The 17388-nt window shown below is 75.9% G+C and carries 16 protein-coding genes; 9 read left to right on the forward strand and 7 right to left on the reverse strand.

Going from position 1 to position 17388, the window contains the following annotated elements; all coding sequences use genetic code 11:
• The first annotated feature begins 50 nt into the window (after positions 1–50).
• The gene (locus tag I4I82_RS07950; protein WP_218595600.1) at positions 51–1475 is read left to right on the forward strand and encodes a coiled-coil domain-containing protein; all 1425 of its coding nucleotides are present in this window, start codon (positions 51–53) and stop codon (positions 1473–1475) included.
• Positions 1476–1533: 58 nt separating this feature from the next.
• Here I4I82_RS07950 and I4I82_RS07955 read toward each other — a convergent pair whose 3' ends face one another.
• From I4I82_RS07955 to I4I82_RS07965, 3 genes are all read right to left on the reverse strand, one after another.
• Positions 1534–1812, reverse strand: a complete 279-nt coding sequence (locus tag I4I82_RS07955; protein WP_218595601.1) for an Rv1322 family protein — start codon at positions 1810–1812, stop codon at positions 1534–1536.
• 21 nt (positions 1813–1833) lie between these two features.
• A complete protein-coding gene (locus I4I82_RS07960; RefSeq protein WP_218591739.1) occupies positions 1834–3618 on the reverse strand; it encodes a 3-hydroxyacyl-CoA dehydrogenase family protein in 1785 nt (594 codons plus the stop codon).
• Positions 3619–3679: 61 nt separating this feature from the next.
• Entirely contained in the window at positions 3680–4183 is a 504-nt protein-coding gene (locus tag I4I82_RS07965) for a MarR family winged helix-turn-helix transcriptional regulator (RefSeq protein WP_218591738.1), read from the reverse strand.
• Positions 4184–4244: 61 nt separating this feature from the next.
• Here I4I82_RS07965 and I4I82_RS07970 point away from each other — a divergent pair, with 61 nt between their 5' ends.
• A complete protein-coding gene (locus I4I82_RS07970) occupies positions 4245–5120 on the forward strand; it encodes an alpha/beta fold hydrolase (protein ID WP_218591737.1) in 876 nt (291 codons plus the stop codon).
• Here I4I82_RS07970 and I4I82_RS07975 read toward each other — a convergent pair.
• Positions 5047–6522 (reverse strand): aldehyde dehydrogenase family protein, encoded by a 1476-nt coding sequence (locus I4I82_RS07975; RefSeq protein WP_218591736.1) that lies wholly within the window; start codon positions 6520–6522, stop codon positions 5047–5049. The genes I4I82_RS07970 and I4I82_RS07975 overlap by 74 nt on opposite strands.
• A gap of 74 nt (positions 6523–6596) precedes the next feature.
• On the opposite strand from I4I82_RS07975, the gene I4I82_RS07980 reads away from it, so the two are divergent.
• Positions 6597–7259, forward strand: a complete 663-nt coding sequence (locus tag I4I82_RS07980) for a 4a-hydroxytetrahydrobiopterin dehydratase (RefSeq protein ID WP_218591735.1) — start codon at positions 6597–6599, stop codon at positions 7257–7259.
• A gap of 3 nt (positions 7260–7262) precedes the next feature.
• On the opposite strand, the gene nucS is transcribed toward I4I82_RS07980, so the two are convergent.
• Together nucS and I4I82_RS07990 are read right to left on the reverse strand one after the other, a co-directional pair.
• Positions 7263–7922: an endonuclease NucS gene (gene nucS, locus I4I82_RS07985; RefSeq protein WP_218591734.1), complete on the reverse strand. Its 660-nt coding sequence runs from the start codon at positions 7920–7922 to the stop codon at positions 7263–7265.
• A gap of 34 nt (positions 7923–7956) precedes the next feature.
• Positions 7957–10698 carry a LuxR family transcriptional regulator gene (locus I4I82_RS07990; protein ID WP_218591733.1) on the reverse strand — a complete coding sequence of 914 codons (2742 nt, stop codon included), beginning with the start codon at positions 10696–10698 and terminating at the stop codon, positions 7957–7959.
• 92 nt (positions 10699–10790) lie between these two features.
• Between I4I82_RS07990 and I4I82_RS07995 the strand changes: the two genes are divergently transcribed.
• Positions 10791–11996, forward strand: coding sequence for an amidohydrolase family protein (locus tag I4I82_RS07995; RefSeq protein WP_218591732.1), 1206 nt, complete (start codon positions 10791–10793; stop codon positions 11994–11996).
• Between the two features lie 79 nt (positions 11997–12075).
• Here I4I82_RS07995 and I4I82_RS08000 read toward each other — a convergent pair whose 3' ends face one another.
• On the reverse strand, positions 12076–13050 hold the full coding sequence (locus I4I82_RS08000) for a helix-turn-helix transcriptional regulator (RefSeq protein ID WP_218591731.1): 975 nt from the start codon (positions 13048–13050) through the stop codon (positions 12076–12078).
• A gap of 17 nt (positions 13051–13067) precedes the next feature.
• On the opposite strand from I4I82_RS08000, the gene I4I82_RS08005 reads away from it, so the two are divergent.
• The 5 genes from I4I82_RS08005 to I4I82_RS08025 all read left to right on the forward strand — a co-directional run bounded on the left by I4I82_RS08005 (position 13068) and on the right by I4I82_RS08025 (position 17353).
• The gene (locus I4I82_RS08005; RefSeq protein ID WP_226369936.1) at positions 13068–13589 is read left to right on the forward strand and encodes an NUDIX domain-containing protein; all 522 of its coding nucleotides are present in this window, start codon (positions 13068–13070) and stop codon (positions 13587–13589) included.
• Between the two features lie 61 nt (positions 13590–13650).
• The gene (locus tag I4I82_RS08010) at positions 13651–14811 is read left to right on the forward strand and encodes an acyl-CoA dehydrogenase family protein (protein ID WP_218591730.1); all 1161 of its coding nucleotides are present in this window, start codon (positions 13651–13653) and stop codon (positions 14809–14811) included.
• Positions 14812–14824: 13 nt separating this feature from the next.
• Entirely contained in the window at positions 14825–15607 is a 783-nt protein-coding gene (locus I4I82_RS08015) for an FHA domain-containing protein (RefSeq protein ID WP_226369937.1), read from the forward strand.
• Positions 15608–15666: 59 nt separating this feature from the next.
• Positions 15667–16440, forward strand: a complete 774-nt coding sequence (locus tag I4I82_RS08020; protein WP_218591729.1) for an enoyl-CoA hydratase-related protein — start codon at positions 15667–15669, stop codon at positions 16438–16440.
• 61 nt (positions 16441–16501) lie between these two features.
• Positions 16502–17353 carry a transporter substrate-binding domain-containing protein gene (locus tag I4I82_RS08025; protein WP_218595602.1) on the forward strand — a complete coding sequence of 284 codons (852 nt, stop codon included), beginning with the start codon at positions 16502–16504 and terminating at the stop codon, positions 17351–17353.
• Positions 17354–17388 lie beyond the last annotated feature (35 nt).

The raw sequence follows: 17388 nt of genomic DNA on the forward strand, positions 1-17388 counted from the left end.
GGGCGACGCACGTCGGAGGCGCCCGTGGAGGGCCCGGTACGGTGAGGTGCATGCCAGTCGACTCCGCTGAGCCCATGCCGGACGCCGGATTCGACGTCGTGCGCCGGGGCTACGACCAGGGCCAGGTCGACATGCACCTTCGCCGGATCGACGCGGAGATCAGCATCCTGGCCGCCGACCGCGACGCCGCCGTCGACCAGTCGACCCAGCTGGGACGCGAGCTGGAGGACGCGCGGGCCCGCGCCGAGAAGCTGCGGGCGCAGGTCCGCACGCTCGCCGGTCCCCCGCAGAGCGTGCAGGGCATGAGCGAGCGCATGCGGTCGATGCTGCGCCTCGCCGAGGACGAGGTCTCCGACATGCTCGCCGGCGCCGAGAAGGACGCCGCGCGCCGTCGCGAGGAGGCGGAGCAGGAGGCCGAGCGCACCCTGGCCGCCGCGAAGGAGGAGGCCGAGCGCACCCTCACCGCCGCCCGCGACGAGGCCGCGTCCTACCTGGGCCCGGCGCAGGTCGAGGCCACCGAGCTGGCCGAGCGCACGGCCCGGGAGAAGGCCCAGCTCGTCACCGACCGGATCGCCATGGAGCGCGCCGTCGCCGCCGACCGCGAGGCGATGGAGCGTGAGATCGCCGAGCTGCGCGCCACCACCGAGGCCCGGCTGGCCGAGGAGCGCGCCACGGTCGAGCAGGCGCTCGCCGCGCAGCGGGCCGGGGTCGAGCGCGAGGTCGCCGCGCTCGTGCGCCGCTCCGAGGAGGAGCGCGCCCGCCTGTGGGCGCAGGCGCAGGCGCAGCGCGACGAGGTCGAGCAGGACTTCGCCATAGCGATGGACCAGCGCCGCACCGAGGCCCTGGCCGCCCTGGCCGCCGAGCGCGCGTCGACGCGCCGGGAGATCGACGGGATGCACCAGTCCCACGCCGAGCGCGTCCGCGTCGAGATCGTGCGCGCCGAGGAGCACGCCCACCGCATCGTCGCCGCAGCGGAGCGCCGGGTCGCGGAGCTCACGGCTCTGCGCGGGCGGATCGCCGAGCAGCTCGGCGGCACCCAGTACGTGCTGAGCCGCGCCCTGGCCTCGCTCGCGCCCGTCGAGGGCGAGCCGGGCGCCCGCACCAACGGCTACGCCCCGGCCCCGTCCACTCCCGTCCCGGCCCCGCAGAGCCCGCCCCGGCAGACCCCGCCCCGGCCCGCCCCGGCGCAGGCCCCGGCCGAGCCGCCGACCGTGCAGCTCAAGCCCGACACCCTCACCGACCTCGAGCCCGTCGCCGCCCCGACGTCCGATGCACAGGACGAGGCCCCGTCCGCGGACGGGACCCCGACCCCGACCGACGGCGAGGTCGACACGAAGGCCGGGAGCACGAACGGCTCGGGCGACGCCACGGACACCACGGACGCGAAGTCCGCGAAGGACGCGAAGTCCGACTCCCGCCCCAGCCCCCAGCGCCGCGACCGCCGCCGCACCCGCGCCGCCGCCGGCCGCCGCTGACCCGCCCGTCGCCGATCCGTCCGGCCCGCCGCCGTCAGGGGGCAGGGAGCGGAGGCGATCAGCGCCGCCGCCCCGGCCCCCGCCGGTCGCGCGCGGCCCAGCAGCCGGCGTGCCAGTGCCGCCGTTCCTCGACCGAGCCGTACTCCCCCGCCGGCCACGCGACGACGTGCGGCGCGGTCCCCGGGATCACCTGGTCGCACCCCGGGCAGCGGTAGGACCGGTCCGACGCCGTCGAACCGGGCACGCTGCGGACGATCCACTCGCCCTCGACGCGCGTGTAGGTCGCCGACCGCAGCGGCACGTGCGGCGGCCGCTGCGGTCGGCGTCCCCTGGCCATCAGGTCTCGGACCGTCCCGGATCAGCGCGCCGCGTAGTCCCGGAACCCGTGCCCGGTCTTGCGCCCGAGGCGCCCGGCCGTGACGAGGTGCTCCAGCAGCGGGGCGGGGGCGAAGCCGGACTCGCGGAACTCCTGGTAGAGCGAGCGCTCGATGGCCAGCGAGACGTCCAGCCCGACGACGTCGAGCAGCTCGAAGGGGCCCATCGGCAGCGCGCAGCCGGTCTTCATCGCGGAGTCGATGTCGTCGGCGGTGGCGTAGTGCGCCTCCAGCATCTTCACCGCGTCGTTGAGGTAGGGGAACAGCAGCGCGTTGACGATGAACCCGGCGCGGTCGCCGCAGCTCACCGGCACCTTCCCGATCCGCTCGCACAGGGCCAGCACCGACGCCGCCACCTCGGGCGCGGTCGTGATCGTGGAGACGACCTCGACCAGCTTCATCGCGGGCGCCGGGTTGAAGAAGTGCATCCCGATGACGTCCTGGGGCCGCGACGTGGCCGCCGCGCACTCCACGACGGGCAGTGACGACGTGGTCGTGGCCAGGATCGCTCCGGGCTTGCAGATCTCGTCGAGCGCGGCGAACACGGCCCGCTTGACGTCGAGCTCCTCGGCGATGGCCTCCACGACGAGGTCGACGTCGGCGAAGTCCTCCAGGCGCGTGGTGCCGGAGATCCGGGCCAGCGTGGCGTCCTTGTCCTCCTCGGTGACCTTGCCGCGCACGACGGCCTTCTCCAGGGACTTCCTGATCCCCGCGATCGACGCGGACACCTTGGAGTCGCTGCGCCCGCGCACGACCACATCGAGCCCGGCCGTGGCGAGGACCTGCACGATGCCCGAGGCCATCGTCCCGGTGCCGACGACGCCGACCCGGGCGATGTCGCGGACCGCGACGTCCTCGGGCACGGTGCCCGACGGCGTGAGCGCGTCGGGCACGACCTCGGAGCTGTGCGGGCCGGCGTAGGTGTAGAAGCCGCGCCCGGTCTTCCGGCCGAGCAGCCCGGCGGTGATCATCTGCTTGAGCACCGGAGCCGGCGCGTGCTGCTGGTTGCGCGACTGCTTGTACATCGTGTCGAGGATCTCGTAGCTCGTGTCGAGCCCGATCAGGTCGAGCAGCGCGAGCGGGCCCATCGGGTAGCCGCAGCCGTAGCGCATGGCGGCGTCGAGGTCCTCGCGGCTGGCGTAGCGCTGCTCGTACATCTTCGCGGCGTGGTTGAGGTAGCCGAACAGCAGGGCGTTGGCGATGAAGCCGGCGCGGTCGCCGATGACGACCGGCACCTTGTCGAGCGTGGCCGCGAACGCCGCCACGTCGTCGGCCACGTCCTGCTCGGTGACGACGGTGCGCACGATCTCGACGAGCTTCTGGACCGGCGCCGGGTTGAAGAAGTGCAGGCCGACGACCTTGCCGGGACGCCCGGTGCGCACGGCCAGCTCGGTGACCGACAGGGAGGACGTGTTCGACGCGAGGATCACCTCGGGGCGGCACACCGCGTCGAGCTCGGCGAACACCTTCGCCTTGAGGTCCAGGCTCTCCGGCACCGCCTCGATGACGAGGTCGGCGTCGGCCAGGTCGGCCAGCGACGTGCTCGTCGTGATGCGGCCCAGCAGCGCGTCGGCGTCCTCCTGGGTGAGCTTGCCGCGGCCCACGGCGCGGGACGTGGAGGTCTCGAGGTGGCTGCGCCCGCGCTCGACGGCCTCGGCGTCGGTCTCGACGGCGATCACCTGCAGGCCCTTGCGGGCGAACACCTCGACGATGCCCGCACCCATGGTGCCCAGGCCGACCACTCCGACCGTCCGGAACTCACGTGCCACGCTGCCGCCGTTCAAAGTCACAGCCTCCGACGTTGGGGGATTCGGGTCGCCGAGCATCCTGTCATCCGGCGGCGCTCCCCGCCCCGTCCGTGTCGCCGGGAACACGGCTTGCGTCCACGGCGGCCAGAAGCCGGTCGAGCGTGCGGCAGGCCTCCTCGAACGCCGCCGGGCCCACCAGGTCGCCCCACGCAGTCTCGATCTCCGCGACGCGCACCGCCGCGGCCCGCAGCGCCCGCTCCCCCCGGGCGGTGGGCCGGATGAGCCGCGCGCGCCCGTCGGTGGGGTCGGGGACGCGCTCGAGGTAGCCGCGCCGCTGGAGGTCGTCGACCAGTTCGGCCGTGGCGGCCCGGCTCAGGTGCGCCCGGGCGGCCAGCGTGGTGAGCCGGACCTCCTCGCCGCGCAGGTTGCCGAAGACCTGCAGGTGCGCCTCGCGGATGTCGTCGAAGCCGGCGTCGTGGGCGGCGGCGAAGACCTCCTGCCGGAAGTGCTGCAGCAGCCGGCCGAGCAGCTGGCCGACCGCGGGACGGTCGACGGGCAGCGGCCGGACGGCGCTTGACGGATCCACGGTCGAAACTATACAACGGTTTCCGAAACTTCGGAAACCTGCGCATTTTGGGAGCGACACCGTGGACATCACCACCGCCGCCGGCCGCCTGCACGTCAGGACGATCGGCTCCGGCCCGCCCGCCCTGCTCTGGCACTCGATGCTGGTCGACTGCCGGCAGTGGTCCCGGATCACCGCACGGCTCGCGCAGCACCGCACGCTGGTGCTCGTCGACGGGCCCGGGCACGGCCGCAGCGGACCACCGCCCTGCGGCACCGGCCTCGCCGACTGCGCCGACGCCGCGGCGCAGGTCCTGACGCACCTGGGGCTGGGCGCCGTCGACTGGGTCGGCAACGCCTGGGGCGGCCACGTCGGGCTCGTCCTCGCCGCCCGCCGGCCGGACCTGTGCCGCACGCTGACCGCCGTGGCGGCCCCGCCCACGCCGCTCCCGCCCGCGCAGCGGCGCCGGATCGGCCGGCTGGTCACCGCCTACCGGCTGCTGGGCGCGGCCCGTCCCCTGCGCTCGGCCGTGGCCACGAGCCTGCTCTCCCCCGCCACCGCGGCGACCGATCCCGCGGCCGTCGCCCTCGTGACGGACGCGTTCGCCGCGGCACCGCGCACCGGCATGCACCGGGTGATGACGGAGATGATGCTGCGCCGGCCCGACCTCACCGCCGAGGTCTCCCGGATCGCCGCGCCCACCCTGCTCGTGGCCGGGGCGCAGGACCCGATCTGGTCACCCGCCCGCGCCGCGGCCGCGGCGGCCGCCATGCCCCGCGCCACGGCGGCCGGCGTCGACGGGGCCGGGCACCTGCCGCCGCTGGAGGCCCCGGACGCGTTCGCCGACCTCGTGCTGGGGCTCTGGGACGGGGGGCTGCCGGGCGTCAGCGCCCCCGCAGCACCCGCACCAGCCCGAGCAGTGCACCCATCCCCGCGGACGTCCGCCGGAAGCTCGTGACCGCGATCGGCAGCGCGAACCGCTGGCGCGCCACGGCCTGCGGGCGGGTGAACTCGCGCAGCCCGTCCTCGCCGTGGATGCGCCCGAACCCGGAGTCGCCGACGCCGCCGAAGGGCAGGGCGGGGATGCCGGCGAAGGAGATCACGGAGTTGACCGACACCATCCCGCAGCGCAGCCGCGCGGCGATCTCGGCGCCGCGGGCCTTCGAGAAGACCGTGGCGCCCAGGCCGTAGCCGGTGGCGTTGGCGCGGCGCACGGCCTCGTCGACGTCGGGCACCCGGTTGACGACGAGCAGGGGCCCGAACGTCTCCTCGGTGACGGCGGTGGAGTCCTCGGGCACATCCAGGATCACGACCGGCTCGACGAACGCGGTGGCCGCGCTGTCGGCGCCGCCGACGACCGCGGTGCCGCCCTTCTCCAGCGCGTCGGCGACGTGGCGGCGCACCACCTCGGTCTGCGAGGACATCGTCATCGGCCCGAACTCCGCGCCCGCCGTCAGCGCGTTCGCCTTGGCGACGACCTTGTCGGTGAACTCCTGAGCCACCGCGTCGAGGACGTAGACGCGCTCCACGCCGACGCAGGTCTGGCCGGCGTTGGACATCCCGCCCCAGACGGCGGCGTCGGCGGCGGCCTCCAGGTCGGCGTCGGCGTCGACGATCAGCGGGTCCTTGCCGCCGCACTCGATCAGCACCGGCGTGAGGGTCTCGGCGCAGGTCGCCATCACGCGCTTGCCGGTGGCCGTCGAGCCGGTGAAGGCGACCTTCGCGACGCCCGCCGCACGGCAGAGCGCCGCGCCCGTCTCCCCCGACCCGGTGACGACCTGGAGCACGGGACGGCCGCCGACGATCTCGGCGAGCGAGTCGGCCAGCGCCACCCCGACGCCGGGCGTCAGCTCGCTGGGCTTGAACACGACCGCGTTGCCCGCCGCCAGCGCGTAGGCGATCGAGCCCATCGGCGTGAACACCGGGTAGTTCCAGGGCCCGATGACGCCGACGACGCCGAGCGGCGCGTAGGTGAGCGTCGCGGCCTGGTTGGCCATCAGCAGCCCCGAGGAGACCCTGCGCGTGCCGAGCACCTTCTCCGCGTGCTTGGCCGCCCAGTCGAGGTGGTCGATCGCCAGCACGAGCTCGAGGCGGGCGTCGTCGAACGGCTTCCCGGTCTCCTCGACGACGATGCGCGCGAGGGCGTCGAGGCCCTTCACCAGCGCGCGGCGCCACTGCACCAGCAGCGCGCGCCGGCCGTCGAAGCCAAGGCCGGCCCACCAGGTCGCGGCGTCGGCGGCACGGGCCACGGCGGCCTCGACGTCGGCGGCGCCGTGCACCGGGTACGTGCCGACGACCGCGCCCGTGCGCGGGTCGAGGGACTCGAACGTGGCCAGGGCGGGAGCCTGCGTCGTGGTCATTACCGAAGAGTAAGCCGTGGGCACCGGCCCGCACAGGCCGTGCACGGCCCACGGGGGCCGGTACGGTCGCCGCCATGACGGGTGGGGACAGGGTGCTGCTGACCGGCCGGGACGTCGACGGCGAGGGACTGGCGGACTGGCGACCGCTGTTCGCGGAGCTGAGGGCCCGCTTCCGGACCGCCGACTTCGCCTCGGCGCTGGAGCTGGTGAACCGGATCGGCGCGGTGGCGGAGGAGGCCGACCACCATCCCGACCTGGGCCTGGCCTGGGGCCGGGTCGACGTCCGGCTGTCCTCGCACGACGTCGGCGGGCTGACACAGCGTGACGTCCGGCTGGCGCGGGTCATCTCGACGGTCGCCGCCGAGGTCGGCGCGACGGCCGTGACCGACGGCCTGGCCACGGTGGAGCTCGCCCTCGACACCCCCGACCTCGCGGCGGTCCGGCCGTTCTGGGCCGCGGTGCTGGGCTACGAGCTCGGCTCCGACCCGGTCGAGATCGTCGACCCGACCGGGACCCACCCGACGATCTGGTTCCAGGAGTCCACGGACGACGGCGAGGTCCCGCAGCGCTGGCACCTCGACGTCCGCGTCCCGCCGGAGGTGGCCGGCGAGCGCATCGGGGCCGCCCTCGCCGCGGGCGGCACGCTGGTCGGCGACGACCGCGCACCCGCCGTCGTGGTGCTCGCCGACGCCCAGGGCAACAAGGCCTGCGTCACGACCTGGCAGGGCCGCGACTGACGCTCAGAACAGGCGCAGGTCCTTGGACTCCGTGCCGCGCAGCGCGTCATAGTCGACGACGACGCAGCGGATGCCGCGGTCCTCGGCCAGCGTGCGGGCCTGCGGCTTGATCTGCTGCGCCGCGTAGACGCCGGTGACGGGGGCGAGCAGCGGGTCGCGGTTCATCAGCTCGAGGTAGCGGGTGAGCTGCTCGACGCCGTCGATCTCGCCGCGGCGCTTGACCTCGATGGCGACGTGGCGGCCGGCGGGGTCGCGGCAGAGCAGGTCGACGGGCCCGATCGCGGTCATGTACTCGCGGCGGACGAGCGTGAAGTCGTCACCCAGCACCGTGGGGTGCGCGGCGAGGAGCTCCTGCAGGTGCGCCTCGACGCCGTCCTTGACCAGGCCCGGGTCGACCCCGAGCTCGTGGCGCGAGTCGTGCAGCACCTCCTCGATGGTGATGACGAGCGACTCGTCGGCCTTGTTGCGGACGGTCCAGACCCCGGGCTGCTCCTCCAGCCAGCACGGCGGGCTCATCCAGTTCAGCGGCTTGTAGGCCCGGTCGTCGGCATGGATCGACACCGAGCCGTCGGCCTTGACCAGCAGCAGCCGGGGCGCCATCGGCAGGTGGGCGGTGAGTCGGCCGACGTAGTCGACCTGGCAGCGGGCGATGACGAGGCGCACGGCGAGCGACCCTAGCCGGGGCCGCGGGGGAGGGTCAGCCGAGCCCCTGCCGGGCGACCCACGCGGCGATCTGGCTCCGGCCGCTGAAACCGAGCTTGGCCAGCACGTGCTGCACGTGCGTCTCGACCGTGCGCTCGGAGATGTGGGCCCGCTCCGCGATCTGCCGGTTGGTCAGCCCGGCGCCCACGAGCCGGGCGATCTCGGTCTCGCGCGGGCTGAGCACCCCGCCGTCGCAGAGCCCGCCGGCCAGGTCCGCGGCCGCCTGCGCGAGCGGGGCCATCCCGAGCCGTTCCGCGACCGTCCGGGCCTCGCGCGCGGCGGCGAGCGCGGTGTCGGTGTCGCCGCGCCGCCCGCGCGCCCGCAGCGCTCCCGCCAGCCGGAACCGCGCCTGCGCCGCCCACGGCGCCAGCCCCGCGGCGTCGTTCGCGGCGACGGCGGTCTCCTGGTGGCGCACCGCGAGGTCCGGACGCCCGGTCGCCAGCGCGGCGACCCCCAGCGGGCCGTGCACCGACCCGTGGGTCGTGATCGCGCCCGCGCCGCCCGTGACGTGCAGGTCGGCGTGCGGGAGCAGCAGGCGGTAGCAGGTGGCGGCGGTCGCCGTGTCGCCCAGGTCGACCGCCAGCTCCGTCCGCCACGCCTCCAGCGGCAGCGCGACGAACGGCGGGATCCGCGGCGAGCCCGCCTCCGGCAGCCCGGCGTACCAGGCGCGGGCGTCGTCGGCGTCGCCCCGGTCGAGCGCCAGCCGCGCGTACGCGGCCCGGGCCAGCGCCGTGAACGGCGACGCCGTCTGCGGATCCTGTCGGAACCAGGTGAGGTCGCCCGCCGAGCCGCCCGTGCAGCGGGCGACGATGATCCGGACGGACTTGGCCGTGGCGAACGCGCCGATGTCCCCGGCCCGCCCGGCCAGCTCGACGGCCTCCTCGTTGAGCCGCTCCGCCTCGGCGAACCGGCCGCGGCCGAACAGCAGCGCGAACCGCCCGCGCAGCAGGTGCAGCCGGGACAGCGGGCTGCGCAGGCGCGCGACCACGGGATCGACGCGGTCGAGCTCGGCCTCCGCCTCGGCCACGCGACCGAGCTGCATCAGGGCGTCGAAGCACCAGAGGTGGCCCCACAGCACGTCCCACGGATCACCGGACCGCTCCGCCACGGCCAGCAGCCGCCCGCCCAGCACGAGCCGCTCCGCCGCACCTCCGGCACCCGACCGCGCGAGCTGGCGGGCCCGCAGCGCCTCGCGCAGCGCCGCGGGGTCGTCGAGCCGCTCGGCGATGGCGAGGGACTCCGCGCTCGCGCGCGTCAGCACGTCGGTGTCGACGGCCAGCACCGCGGTGTGCGCGAGCTGGGCGAGCAGCCGGCTGCGCAGCACCGAGTCGGCGGGGTCCAGCGCGGCGAGCGCCTCGGTGCACCAGGCGCGGGTGAGGTCGAGCCAGTCGAGCTCGGTCACCCCCGGCAGCACGAGCGCGACCTCCCCCAGCGCAGCGGCGTCACCGGCGTGGCGGGCCAGGTCGGCGGCCGCGCGGCACAGCGCCATCGCCCCCGGGACGTCGTGGCCACCGGCCCGGGCACGCGCCGCGGCGAGCAGCAGCGGCCGGCGCTCGTGCGGTCCGAGGACGCCCCGCGCCGCGTCGACCGCGCCGTCGTAGAACCGCGCGGCGTCCTCGTGGGCGCGGCGCTCCGTGGCCAGCTCGGCCGCCCGCACCGCCCACGCCACCGCCGCGGCCCGGTCGCCGTGCGGCCCGGCGGCCAGCGCGTGGGCGGCGAGGACGGGCAGGACGTCGGGGTCGTCGGCCCGGTCGGCGAGGACCGCGGCGGCCCGCGCGTGCACCCGCCCGGCGTCGGCGTCGACGAGCACGGCCTCGCGCACCAGGTCGTGGGCGAAGCGCAGCCCGGTGCGGCCCGCGGGGCGCTCCAGCAGCCCGTCGGCGACGGCCGGGGCCAGGTCGTCGAGCGCGGCGCCCGCCGGCACCCCCGCGACGGCGCCGAGCAGGTCGGCGTCGACCTCGCGGCCGAGCACCGCGGCCTCGGACAGCCGGGCCCGGCAGCCGGGCGGGAGGCGGTCCAGTCGGGCGCGCACCACGTCGCGCACGGCCGACGGCACGGCGTCGTCGGACATCCCCGCCCGCCACGCCCGCACCAGCTCCCCGACGAGGAACGGGTTGCCCTCGGCCCGCGCGACGACAGCCGCGGCACGCTCGGGCGGCACGCCGGGCAGCGCGCTGCCCACCTCGTCCGGGGTCAGCCCGCGCAGCTCCAGCCGCGTACCGGGCAGCCGCGCCGTCAGCTCCGCGGGCCGGTACGCCCCGACGACGAGCAGGCGCGCGTCCGCGGCGTCGCGGGCGAGGTGGGCGAGCAGCTCCAGCGACGGCGCGTCGGCCCACTGCAGGTCGTCGAGCACCACCACGAGCCCCGTGCCCGCCGCCGCGCCGGCCAGGAAGCGCGTCACGGCGTCGGCGAGGGCGAACCGACCCTCGGGCCGGGCGACCGGCCCGCTGCCGGACGCGAGCGCCGCGAGCTCGGCGGGCAGCTCCCCGCGCCAGCTGCGCAGGGCGCGCCGCCACGGCCAGTACGCCGGCACCCCGGGGGCGTCGCTGCAGCCGCCCGCCAGCACCGGCACCGCCCGCGCGCTCGCCAGCCGCGCGAACTCGGCCGCGAGGCGCGACTTCCCGATGCCCGGCTCCCCCGCCAGGCAGACGACGCCGGCGCGGCCGTCGAGGGCGTCGTCGAGCCGCGCGACGAGCTCCTCCAGCTCGGCCGCCCGACCGGCGAACCTCGGTTCCACGGCACCTCCTGCAGCAGGGAGGTGCGTACCCGTACCACGGATACGTGGTTCCCACGATGGCCCGAGCGCCGGACGGTCGTAGACATCGCGCCATGAGCCGAACCGCCCTGCGCCGAACCGCCCTGCGCGCCGCCCGCCTCTTCGACGGCACCACCTGCACCGACGACCCCGTCGTCCTGGTCGAGGACGGCCGCATCACCGAGGTCCGCCACGGCCGGGGCGCCGCCGTCCCCGACGACGCCGAGCTGGTCGACCTGCCCGGCGCGACACTGCTGCCCGGACTCGTCGACACCCACGTGCACCTGTCCTTCGACGGCGGGTGGGACCCGGTGGCCTCGCTCGCGGACCGCGACGACGGCGCTTTGCTCGACGCGATGCAGGAGGCCGCGGCCGCCCAGCTCGCCGCGGGCGTGACGACGGTGCGCGACCTGGGGGACCGCGGCTACTCCGCGCTCGCCCTGCGCGCCTCGGGCCGCGGGCCGCTGCCCACGATCGTCGCGGCCGGCCCGCCGATCACGTCCGCCGGCGGCCACTGCCACTTCCTGGGCGGCACCGCGACGGGGACGGCGGGCGTGCGCGCCGCCGTGCGCGAGCACGCCGAGCGCGGGGCCGACGTCATCAAGGTCATGGCCAGCGGCGGTCTCATGACGCCCGGCACGGACCTCGAGGGGACCCAGTTCGGCCCGGCGGAGCTGCGGGTCGTGGTCGAGGAGGCGCACCGGCACGGGCTGCCGGTCACGGCCCACGCGCACGCCCTGGCCGCCGTGCGCGACGCGATCGCCGCGCGGGTCGACGGGATCGAGCACTGCACCTGCGTCGAGGGCGGGCAGGTCCTGCTGCCCCCGGACGTCGCCGACGCGCTGGTCGCCCGCCGGATCGCGGTCGGCGCGACCGTCGGGCTGTCCCCGGCCTTCGCCGCCCTCGCGCCGCCCCCGGAGCTGGCCCGCCTGCTCCCCGGGGTGCGCCGCACCTTCGCCGAGCTGGTCCGCGCCGGCGCGCTGGTCGTCGCCGGGACGGACGCGGGCATCGCCCCGCCCAAGCCGCACGGCGTGCTGCCGCACGGGCTGGCCGAGCTCGTCGAGCTGGGGATGACGCCGCTGCAGGCGCTGGTCGCGGGCACGGCGACGGCGGCGCAGGTGTGCGGTGTGGCCGACCGCAAGGGACGTATCGCGCCGGGGATGGACGCCGATGTGCTCGCCGTCGCGGGCGACCCGGCAGCCGACATCACCGCGCTGAACTCGCCGCTCGCCGTGCTGGTGGCCGGGACGGTCGTCGTGTCCGGGGCGGTGGCGGCGTGATGGCCGTGCTGCTCCGGTGGGGGTCGGCGTTCGTGCGGCGCCTCGGTGAGGCCGACGGCCGGCTCGGGCTCTGGTACGGCTACCCGTCGCCCTGGTTGTGGACGGCCAGCGCCGACCCCGCCTCGTACAACGCGACCCGCAGCTCCGGGGGGTCGAGCGCCTCGATCTCGCCGGCCAGGCCGACGAGCTGACCCGCCGCCACCCGGACGTCCTCGACGGCGAGCTCCACGACGCACCAGCCCTCGGCGTCGGGCGGACCGGCGCCGTCGAGCGCGCGCAGCGCGGCCTCGGCGTCGGTGACGTGCGCCAGCCACCTCCGACCGCGCGGGCCCAGCCGCAGCCGGACCGTCGTGCGCAGCATCGTGGCCTCGAAGCCCGCCGAGGACTCCGCCCACCACTTGACCAGGTCGAAGCCCTCCGGGCGTGCGAACACCTCGCCGGTGGGCTCGGCGCCGGTGATCCGGTCGAGGCGGTAGGTGAGGATCCGCTCGCCGCCGCGCGCGGCCAGGTACCAGGTGCCGCCCTTGACCACGAGGCCCAGCGGGTCGACGGTCCGCTCGACCTCCCCGTCGCGGCGGCGGTAGGTGATCCGCAGCCGCCGGTCGGTCCAGACCGCGTCGGACACCGCGGCGAGCTGCGTGACCTCCTGGGTCGTGTGGAACCAGCCGGGCGCGTCGAGGTGGAAGCGCTCGGCGACGGTGCGGGCGTGCTCGCGCAGCCCGTCGGGCAGCGTCGCCAGCAGCTTGGCCTGCGCCCCGGCCAGCGCCGCGCTCATCCCCAGCTCGGCCAGCACCTGCGGGGCGCCGACGGCGAACAGGGCGGCGGCCTCCTGCGCGGTGAGGCCGTCGAGGCGCGTGCGCCAGCCGTCGACGAGCCGGATGCCGCCGCCGGGGCCGGTCTCGGTGAACAGCGGCACGCCCGCGTCGGCCAGGGCGGCGACGTCGCGGTAGATCGTGCGCTCGGACACCTCCAGCTCGCGCGCGAGCTCCGCCGCCGTCGCCCCGCGGCGGCGCTGCAGCGTGAAGAGCAGGGTCACGAGGCGGGACGCGCGCACCCGGCGATACTGCCCCCGTGGAGACGATCAGCAGCCGCCAGGTCTACGCGAACAGCTGGATGACCGTCCGCGAGGACGCGATCCGCCGCCCCGACGGCTCCGACGGCATCTTCGGCGTCGTCGACAAGCCGACGGCGGCCGTCGTGATCCCGCTCGACGGCGACCGCCTGCACCTCGTCGAGCAGTTCCGCTACCCCGTCGGCGAGCGGCGCTGGGAGTTCCCGATGGGCACCGCGCCCGAGCGCGCCGAGATCGACCCCGCCGAGCTGGCCGCGCGCGAGCTCGCCGAGGAGACCGGGCTCGTCGCCGGGCGGATGGAGCTGCTGGGGCGCCTGGACATCGCGCCGGGCATGTCGAGCCAGCGCGAGCACGTGTTCCTCGCGACGGAGCTGACGGAGGGCCCGCCGAGCCGCGAGCAGCAGGAGCAGGACATGCGGGCGGAGTGGTGCACGACGGCGGAGTTCGAGCGGCGCGTGCGCGACGGCGGGATCGTCGACGCCCAGACGCTCGCGGCGTACCTGCTGCTGCGCCTGCGGTAGCCGCGTCTGCGGTAGAAACGGGGCGCGGTACGGCACCCGACCCGAGGCCTGGAGGCACGAGATGGACCTGCGCGAGACCGACGAGCAGCAGCTGCTGCGCAGGTCCGTGGCGTCGATGGCGTCGAAGTACGGCCACGACTACCTCCTCGAGAAGGCCCGCACCGGCGGCAAGACCACCGAGCTGTGGAAGGAGGCGGGCGACAACGGCTACCTCGGCGTGGCGGTCCCCGCCGAGTACGGCGGCGGCGGCGCGGGGATGGTCGAGCTGTCGATCGTCGCCGAGGAGATCGCGGCGGCGGGCTGCCCGCTGCTGCTGATCGTCGTCTCCCCCGCCATCGCGGCCACGGTGATCGCCACCAGCGGCACGACCGACCAGAAGGAGCGCTGGCTCCCGCGCTTCGCCGACGGCAGCGCGAAGGTGTCGTTCGCGATCACCGAGCCGGACGCGGGGTCGAACTCCCACAACATCACCACGACGGCGCGGCGCGACCCCGACGGGAGGGGCTGGCGCCTGTCGGGCACGAAGTACTACATCTCCGGCGTCGACGAGACCGAGGCGACGCTCGTCGTCGCGCGGCTGGAGGGGGCGGGCGGGACGCTGCGCCCGGCCATGTTCATCGTCCCCACCGACACCCCGGGGATGACCTACCAGCCCATCGAGATGGCGATCCACTCGCCGGAGAAGCAGTTCACCGTCTACTTCGACGACGCCCTGCTCCCCGACGACGCGCTGGTCGGCGGCGAGGAGGCCGGGATGGCGGCGCTGTTCGCCGGGCTCAACCCCGAGCGCATCACCGTCGCCGCCTACTCCAACGGCCTCGCCCGCTACGCGCTGCGCAAGGGCACCGACTACGCGCGCGACCGCACCGTGTGGACGACCCCGATCGGCGCGCACCAGGCGATCGCGCACCCGCTGGCCAGGGCCCACATCGAGGTGGAGCTCGCCCGGATGGCGACGACGCGCGCGGCCTGGTTCTACGACGCCGGCGACATGGCGGCGGCCGCCGAGGCCGCGAACATCGCGAAGTACGCCGCGGCGGAGGCCGCGATCGGCGCCGTCGACGCGGCCGTGCAGGCGCACGGCGGCAACGGCATGTCGGTGGAGTACGGCGTCGGCACGCTGGTCGGGGCCGTCCGCACCGCCCGGATCGCGCCCGTCAGCCGGGAGATGATCCTCAACTTCGTCGCCCAGCACACCCTGGGCCTGCCCCGCAGCTACTGACAGGATGCGGGACGTGGCCCCCGACCAGGACCGGCACCTGCCGACCACGCACGCGAGCCTCGCGCACGGCGTGCCCCCCGCGGCGCGGGCGACGATCTTCGCGCTGTCGGTGGCCGGCGGCATCTCGGTCGGCCCCAAGGAGGGGCGCACGCTCGTGTTCGGGCGCAACCGGCCCGAGGTGCACGTCTGCGTCGGCGAGGACGACCCACGGGTGAGCCGCCAGCACGGCGTGCTGACCCACCACTCCGAGCGCTGGTGGATCCGCAACACCGGCCGCCTCCCGGTGCGGCTGCCCGGCGGGCGGCTGCTGTTCGCCGAGGAGGAGCCGGTGCCGCTCGCGGAGGGCTACACGCCGGTGTTCGTGCGGGGGTCGAGCGGGCGCGAGCACCTGCTGGAGCTGTTCGTCACCGGGGCCGACGGCGGACGCCCCGCCGCCCGGCACCGCGACGCCACGCAGCAGCCCGTGCTCTGGCGCCTCGACGACGACGAGCGCCTCGTCCTCGTCGTCCTGGGCCAGCGCTACCTGCTCCACGAGCACCGCCCGCAGCCGCTGTCGTGGCGCCAGGCCGCCGACCAGCTCGCCGAGCTGCAGCCCGACGCCGGCTGGACCCCCAAGCGCGTCGAGCACGCCGTCACCGCGATCCGCACCCGCATGTCGCGCGGCGGCGTGCCCGGGCTGACGCGCGAGGAGGTCGGCGAGCCGGTCGGCAACGCGCTCAACGACAACCTCATCCGCGAGCTCGTGCTCTCCACGACCCTCGTCCCGCCGGATCTGGAGCTGCTCGGCGACACGTGAGCAGCACCACGTGCCCGCCGGGGCTGCCGGTCGGGCCGCGCGCCGGTTACCGTCGGGCCATGGGCGACTACGAGTACCTCCTGGTCAAGCAGGACGGCGACACCGTGCGGATCACGATGAACCGTCCCGAGCGCCGCAACGCGCTCTCCGAGCCACACATGCGGGAGCTGCTGCGCGCGTTCACCGAGGCGGGCGACTCCGACGCCACCGGGATCGTGCTGTCCGGCGAGGGCAAGGCGTTCTCCGCGGGCCACGACTTCGCCGACGTCGCCGCGCGCGACGTCGGGGGCGTCCGCGACCTGCTCCGCCTGTGCACACGCGTCATGACCACGGTGCAGCAGGTGCCGCAGGTCGTCGTCGCCAAGGTCGCGTCGATCGCCACCGCGGCCGGCTGCCAGCTCGTGGCCACCTGCGACCTCGCCGTCGCCGCCGAGTCGGCGTCGTTCTCGCTGCCCGGGGGCAAGGGCGGCTGGTTCTGCCACACCCCGGCCGTGCCGGTCGCGCGCAACATCGGCCGCAAGCGCCTCATGGAGATGACGCTGACGGGCGACGCGATCGACGCCCGCACCGCCGTGGAGTGGGGGCTCGTCAACTACGCCGTGCCCGACGACGAGCTCGACGCCCGCACCGACGAGCTGCTCGCCCGCGCCACCCGCGGCTCCCGCTACGGCAAGGGCGTCGGCAAGCAGACGCTCTACGCGCACCTCGACCGCCCCGAGGCCGACGCGTACGCAATCGCCGTCGAGGTGATGACGGCGATGTCGCAGAGCCCGGGTGCCCGCGAGGGCATGGCGTCGTTCCTGGAGAAGCGCAAGCCGGTCTGGACCGACTGACGGCGGGTCGCGCGACGCCTGGTCCGGCAGGTTCCGCCCGGCCCGCCTAGCCTGCTCGGCGATGCTCTCCCGCCGTGACCTGCTCCTGCTCGCGCCGCTCGCGCTCGCCGCGTGCGCGCAGCCGACGGGCACCACGCTGGAGCGCGCGCGGCAGTCGGGCGTCCTGCGCATCGGGATCTCCGGCGAGCGGCCCTACGGCTACGTCGGCGGCGCGGGAGAGGTCACGGGCGCGCAGCCCGTCGTGGCGCGCGCCGCGCTCGCCCGGATCGGCGTCGACGGGTTGGAGGCCGTGCAGGTCCGTTTCGCCGACCTGGTCCCGGGCCTGCGTGCGGGCCGGTTCGACATGGTCGCGGCCGGGCTGACGGTCACGCCCGAGCGCTGCGCGGAGATCGCGTTCTCCCGTCCCGACTTCGTCGCCCCGCCCGCGTTCCTGGTGCCCGAGGGCAACCCGCGCGGGATCGGGACGTTCCAGGGCGTCCGGCGCTCGGGCGTCCGGCTGGCGGTGCTGGAGGGCTCCTCCGAGCTCACCTACGCCCGGGCGGCGGAGATCCCGGACGATCGCCTGCTGCTCAGCGACTCCCAGGGCTCGCTGTTCCGCGACGTCGTCGGCGGCCGCGCGCAGGTCGGCGCGCTCACCGCCGTCTCGCTGGCCGACGAGCTGCGGCGCAACCCCGGCTCGGGCGTGGAGATCACCGACCCGGTCGAGCCCACCGTCGACGGCCGCACCGTCGTCCCGGCCGCGGCCTTCGCCGTGCGTCTGGGCGAGGACGACCTGCTCGCCGCGTTCGACGCCGCCCTCACCGACCTGCAGTCGTCGGGCGAGTGGCTGGAGCTGACCGAACCGTTCGGCCTCGACGCCAGCAACCTCCCCGACCCCGACCTCACCACCGCCCGCCTCTGCGCCCAGCCCTGATCCCCCGCCCGCCCCGGCCTCGCAGCGGGCGAGCA

Source organism: Pseudonocardia oceani (assembly GCF_019263585.2).
In the GTDB taxonomy this organism is placed as follows: domain Bacteria; phylum Actinomycetota; class Actinomycetes; order Mycobacteriales; family Pseudonocardiaceae; genus Pseudonocardia; species Pseudonocardia oceani.

What these genes read in the sequence shown, in the direction of transcription:
- I4I82_RS07950 (WP_218595600.1), top strand. Translation starts at nt 51, where the DNA reads ATGCCAGTCGACTCCGCTGAGCCCATGCCGGACGCCGGATTCGACGTC.
- I4I82_RS07955 (WP_218595601.1), bottom strand. Translation starts at nt 1,812, where the DNA reads ATGGCCAGGGGACGCCGACCGCAGCGGCCGCCGCACGTGCCGCTGCGG.
- I4I82_RS07975 (WP_218591736.1), bottom strand. Translation starts at nt 6,522, where the DNA reads ATGACCACGACGCAGGCTCCCGCCCTGGCCACGTTCGAGTCCCTCGAC.
- I4I82_RS07980 (WP_218591735.1), top strand. Translation starts at nt 6,597, where the DNA reads ATGACGGGTGGGGACAGGGTGCTGCTGACCGGCCGGGACGTCGACGGC.
- I4I82_RS07995 (WP_218591732.1), top strand. Translation starts at nt 10,791, where the DNA reads ATGAGCCGAACCGCCCTGCGCCGAACCGCCCTGCGCGCCGCCCGCCTC.
- I4I82_RS08010 (WP_218591730.1), top strand. Translation starts at nt 13,651, where the DNA reads ATGGACCTGCGCGAGACCGACGAGCAGCAGCTGCTGCGCAGGTCCGTG.
- I4I82_RS08020 (WP_218591729.1), top strand. Translation starts at nt 15,667, where the DNA reads ATGGGCGACTACGAGTACCTCCTGGTCAAGCAGGACGGCGACACCGTG.
- I4I82_RS08025 (WP_218595602.1), top strand. Translation starts at nt 16,502, where the DNA reads ATGCTCTCCCGCCGTGACCTGCTCCTGCTCGCGCCGCTCGCGCTCGCC.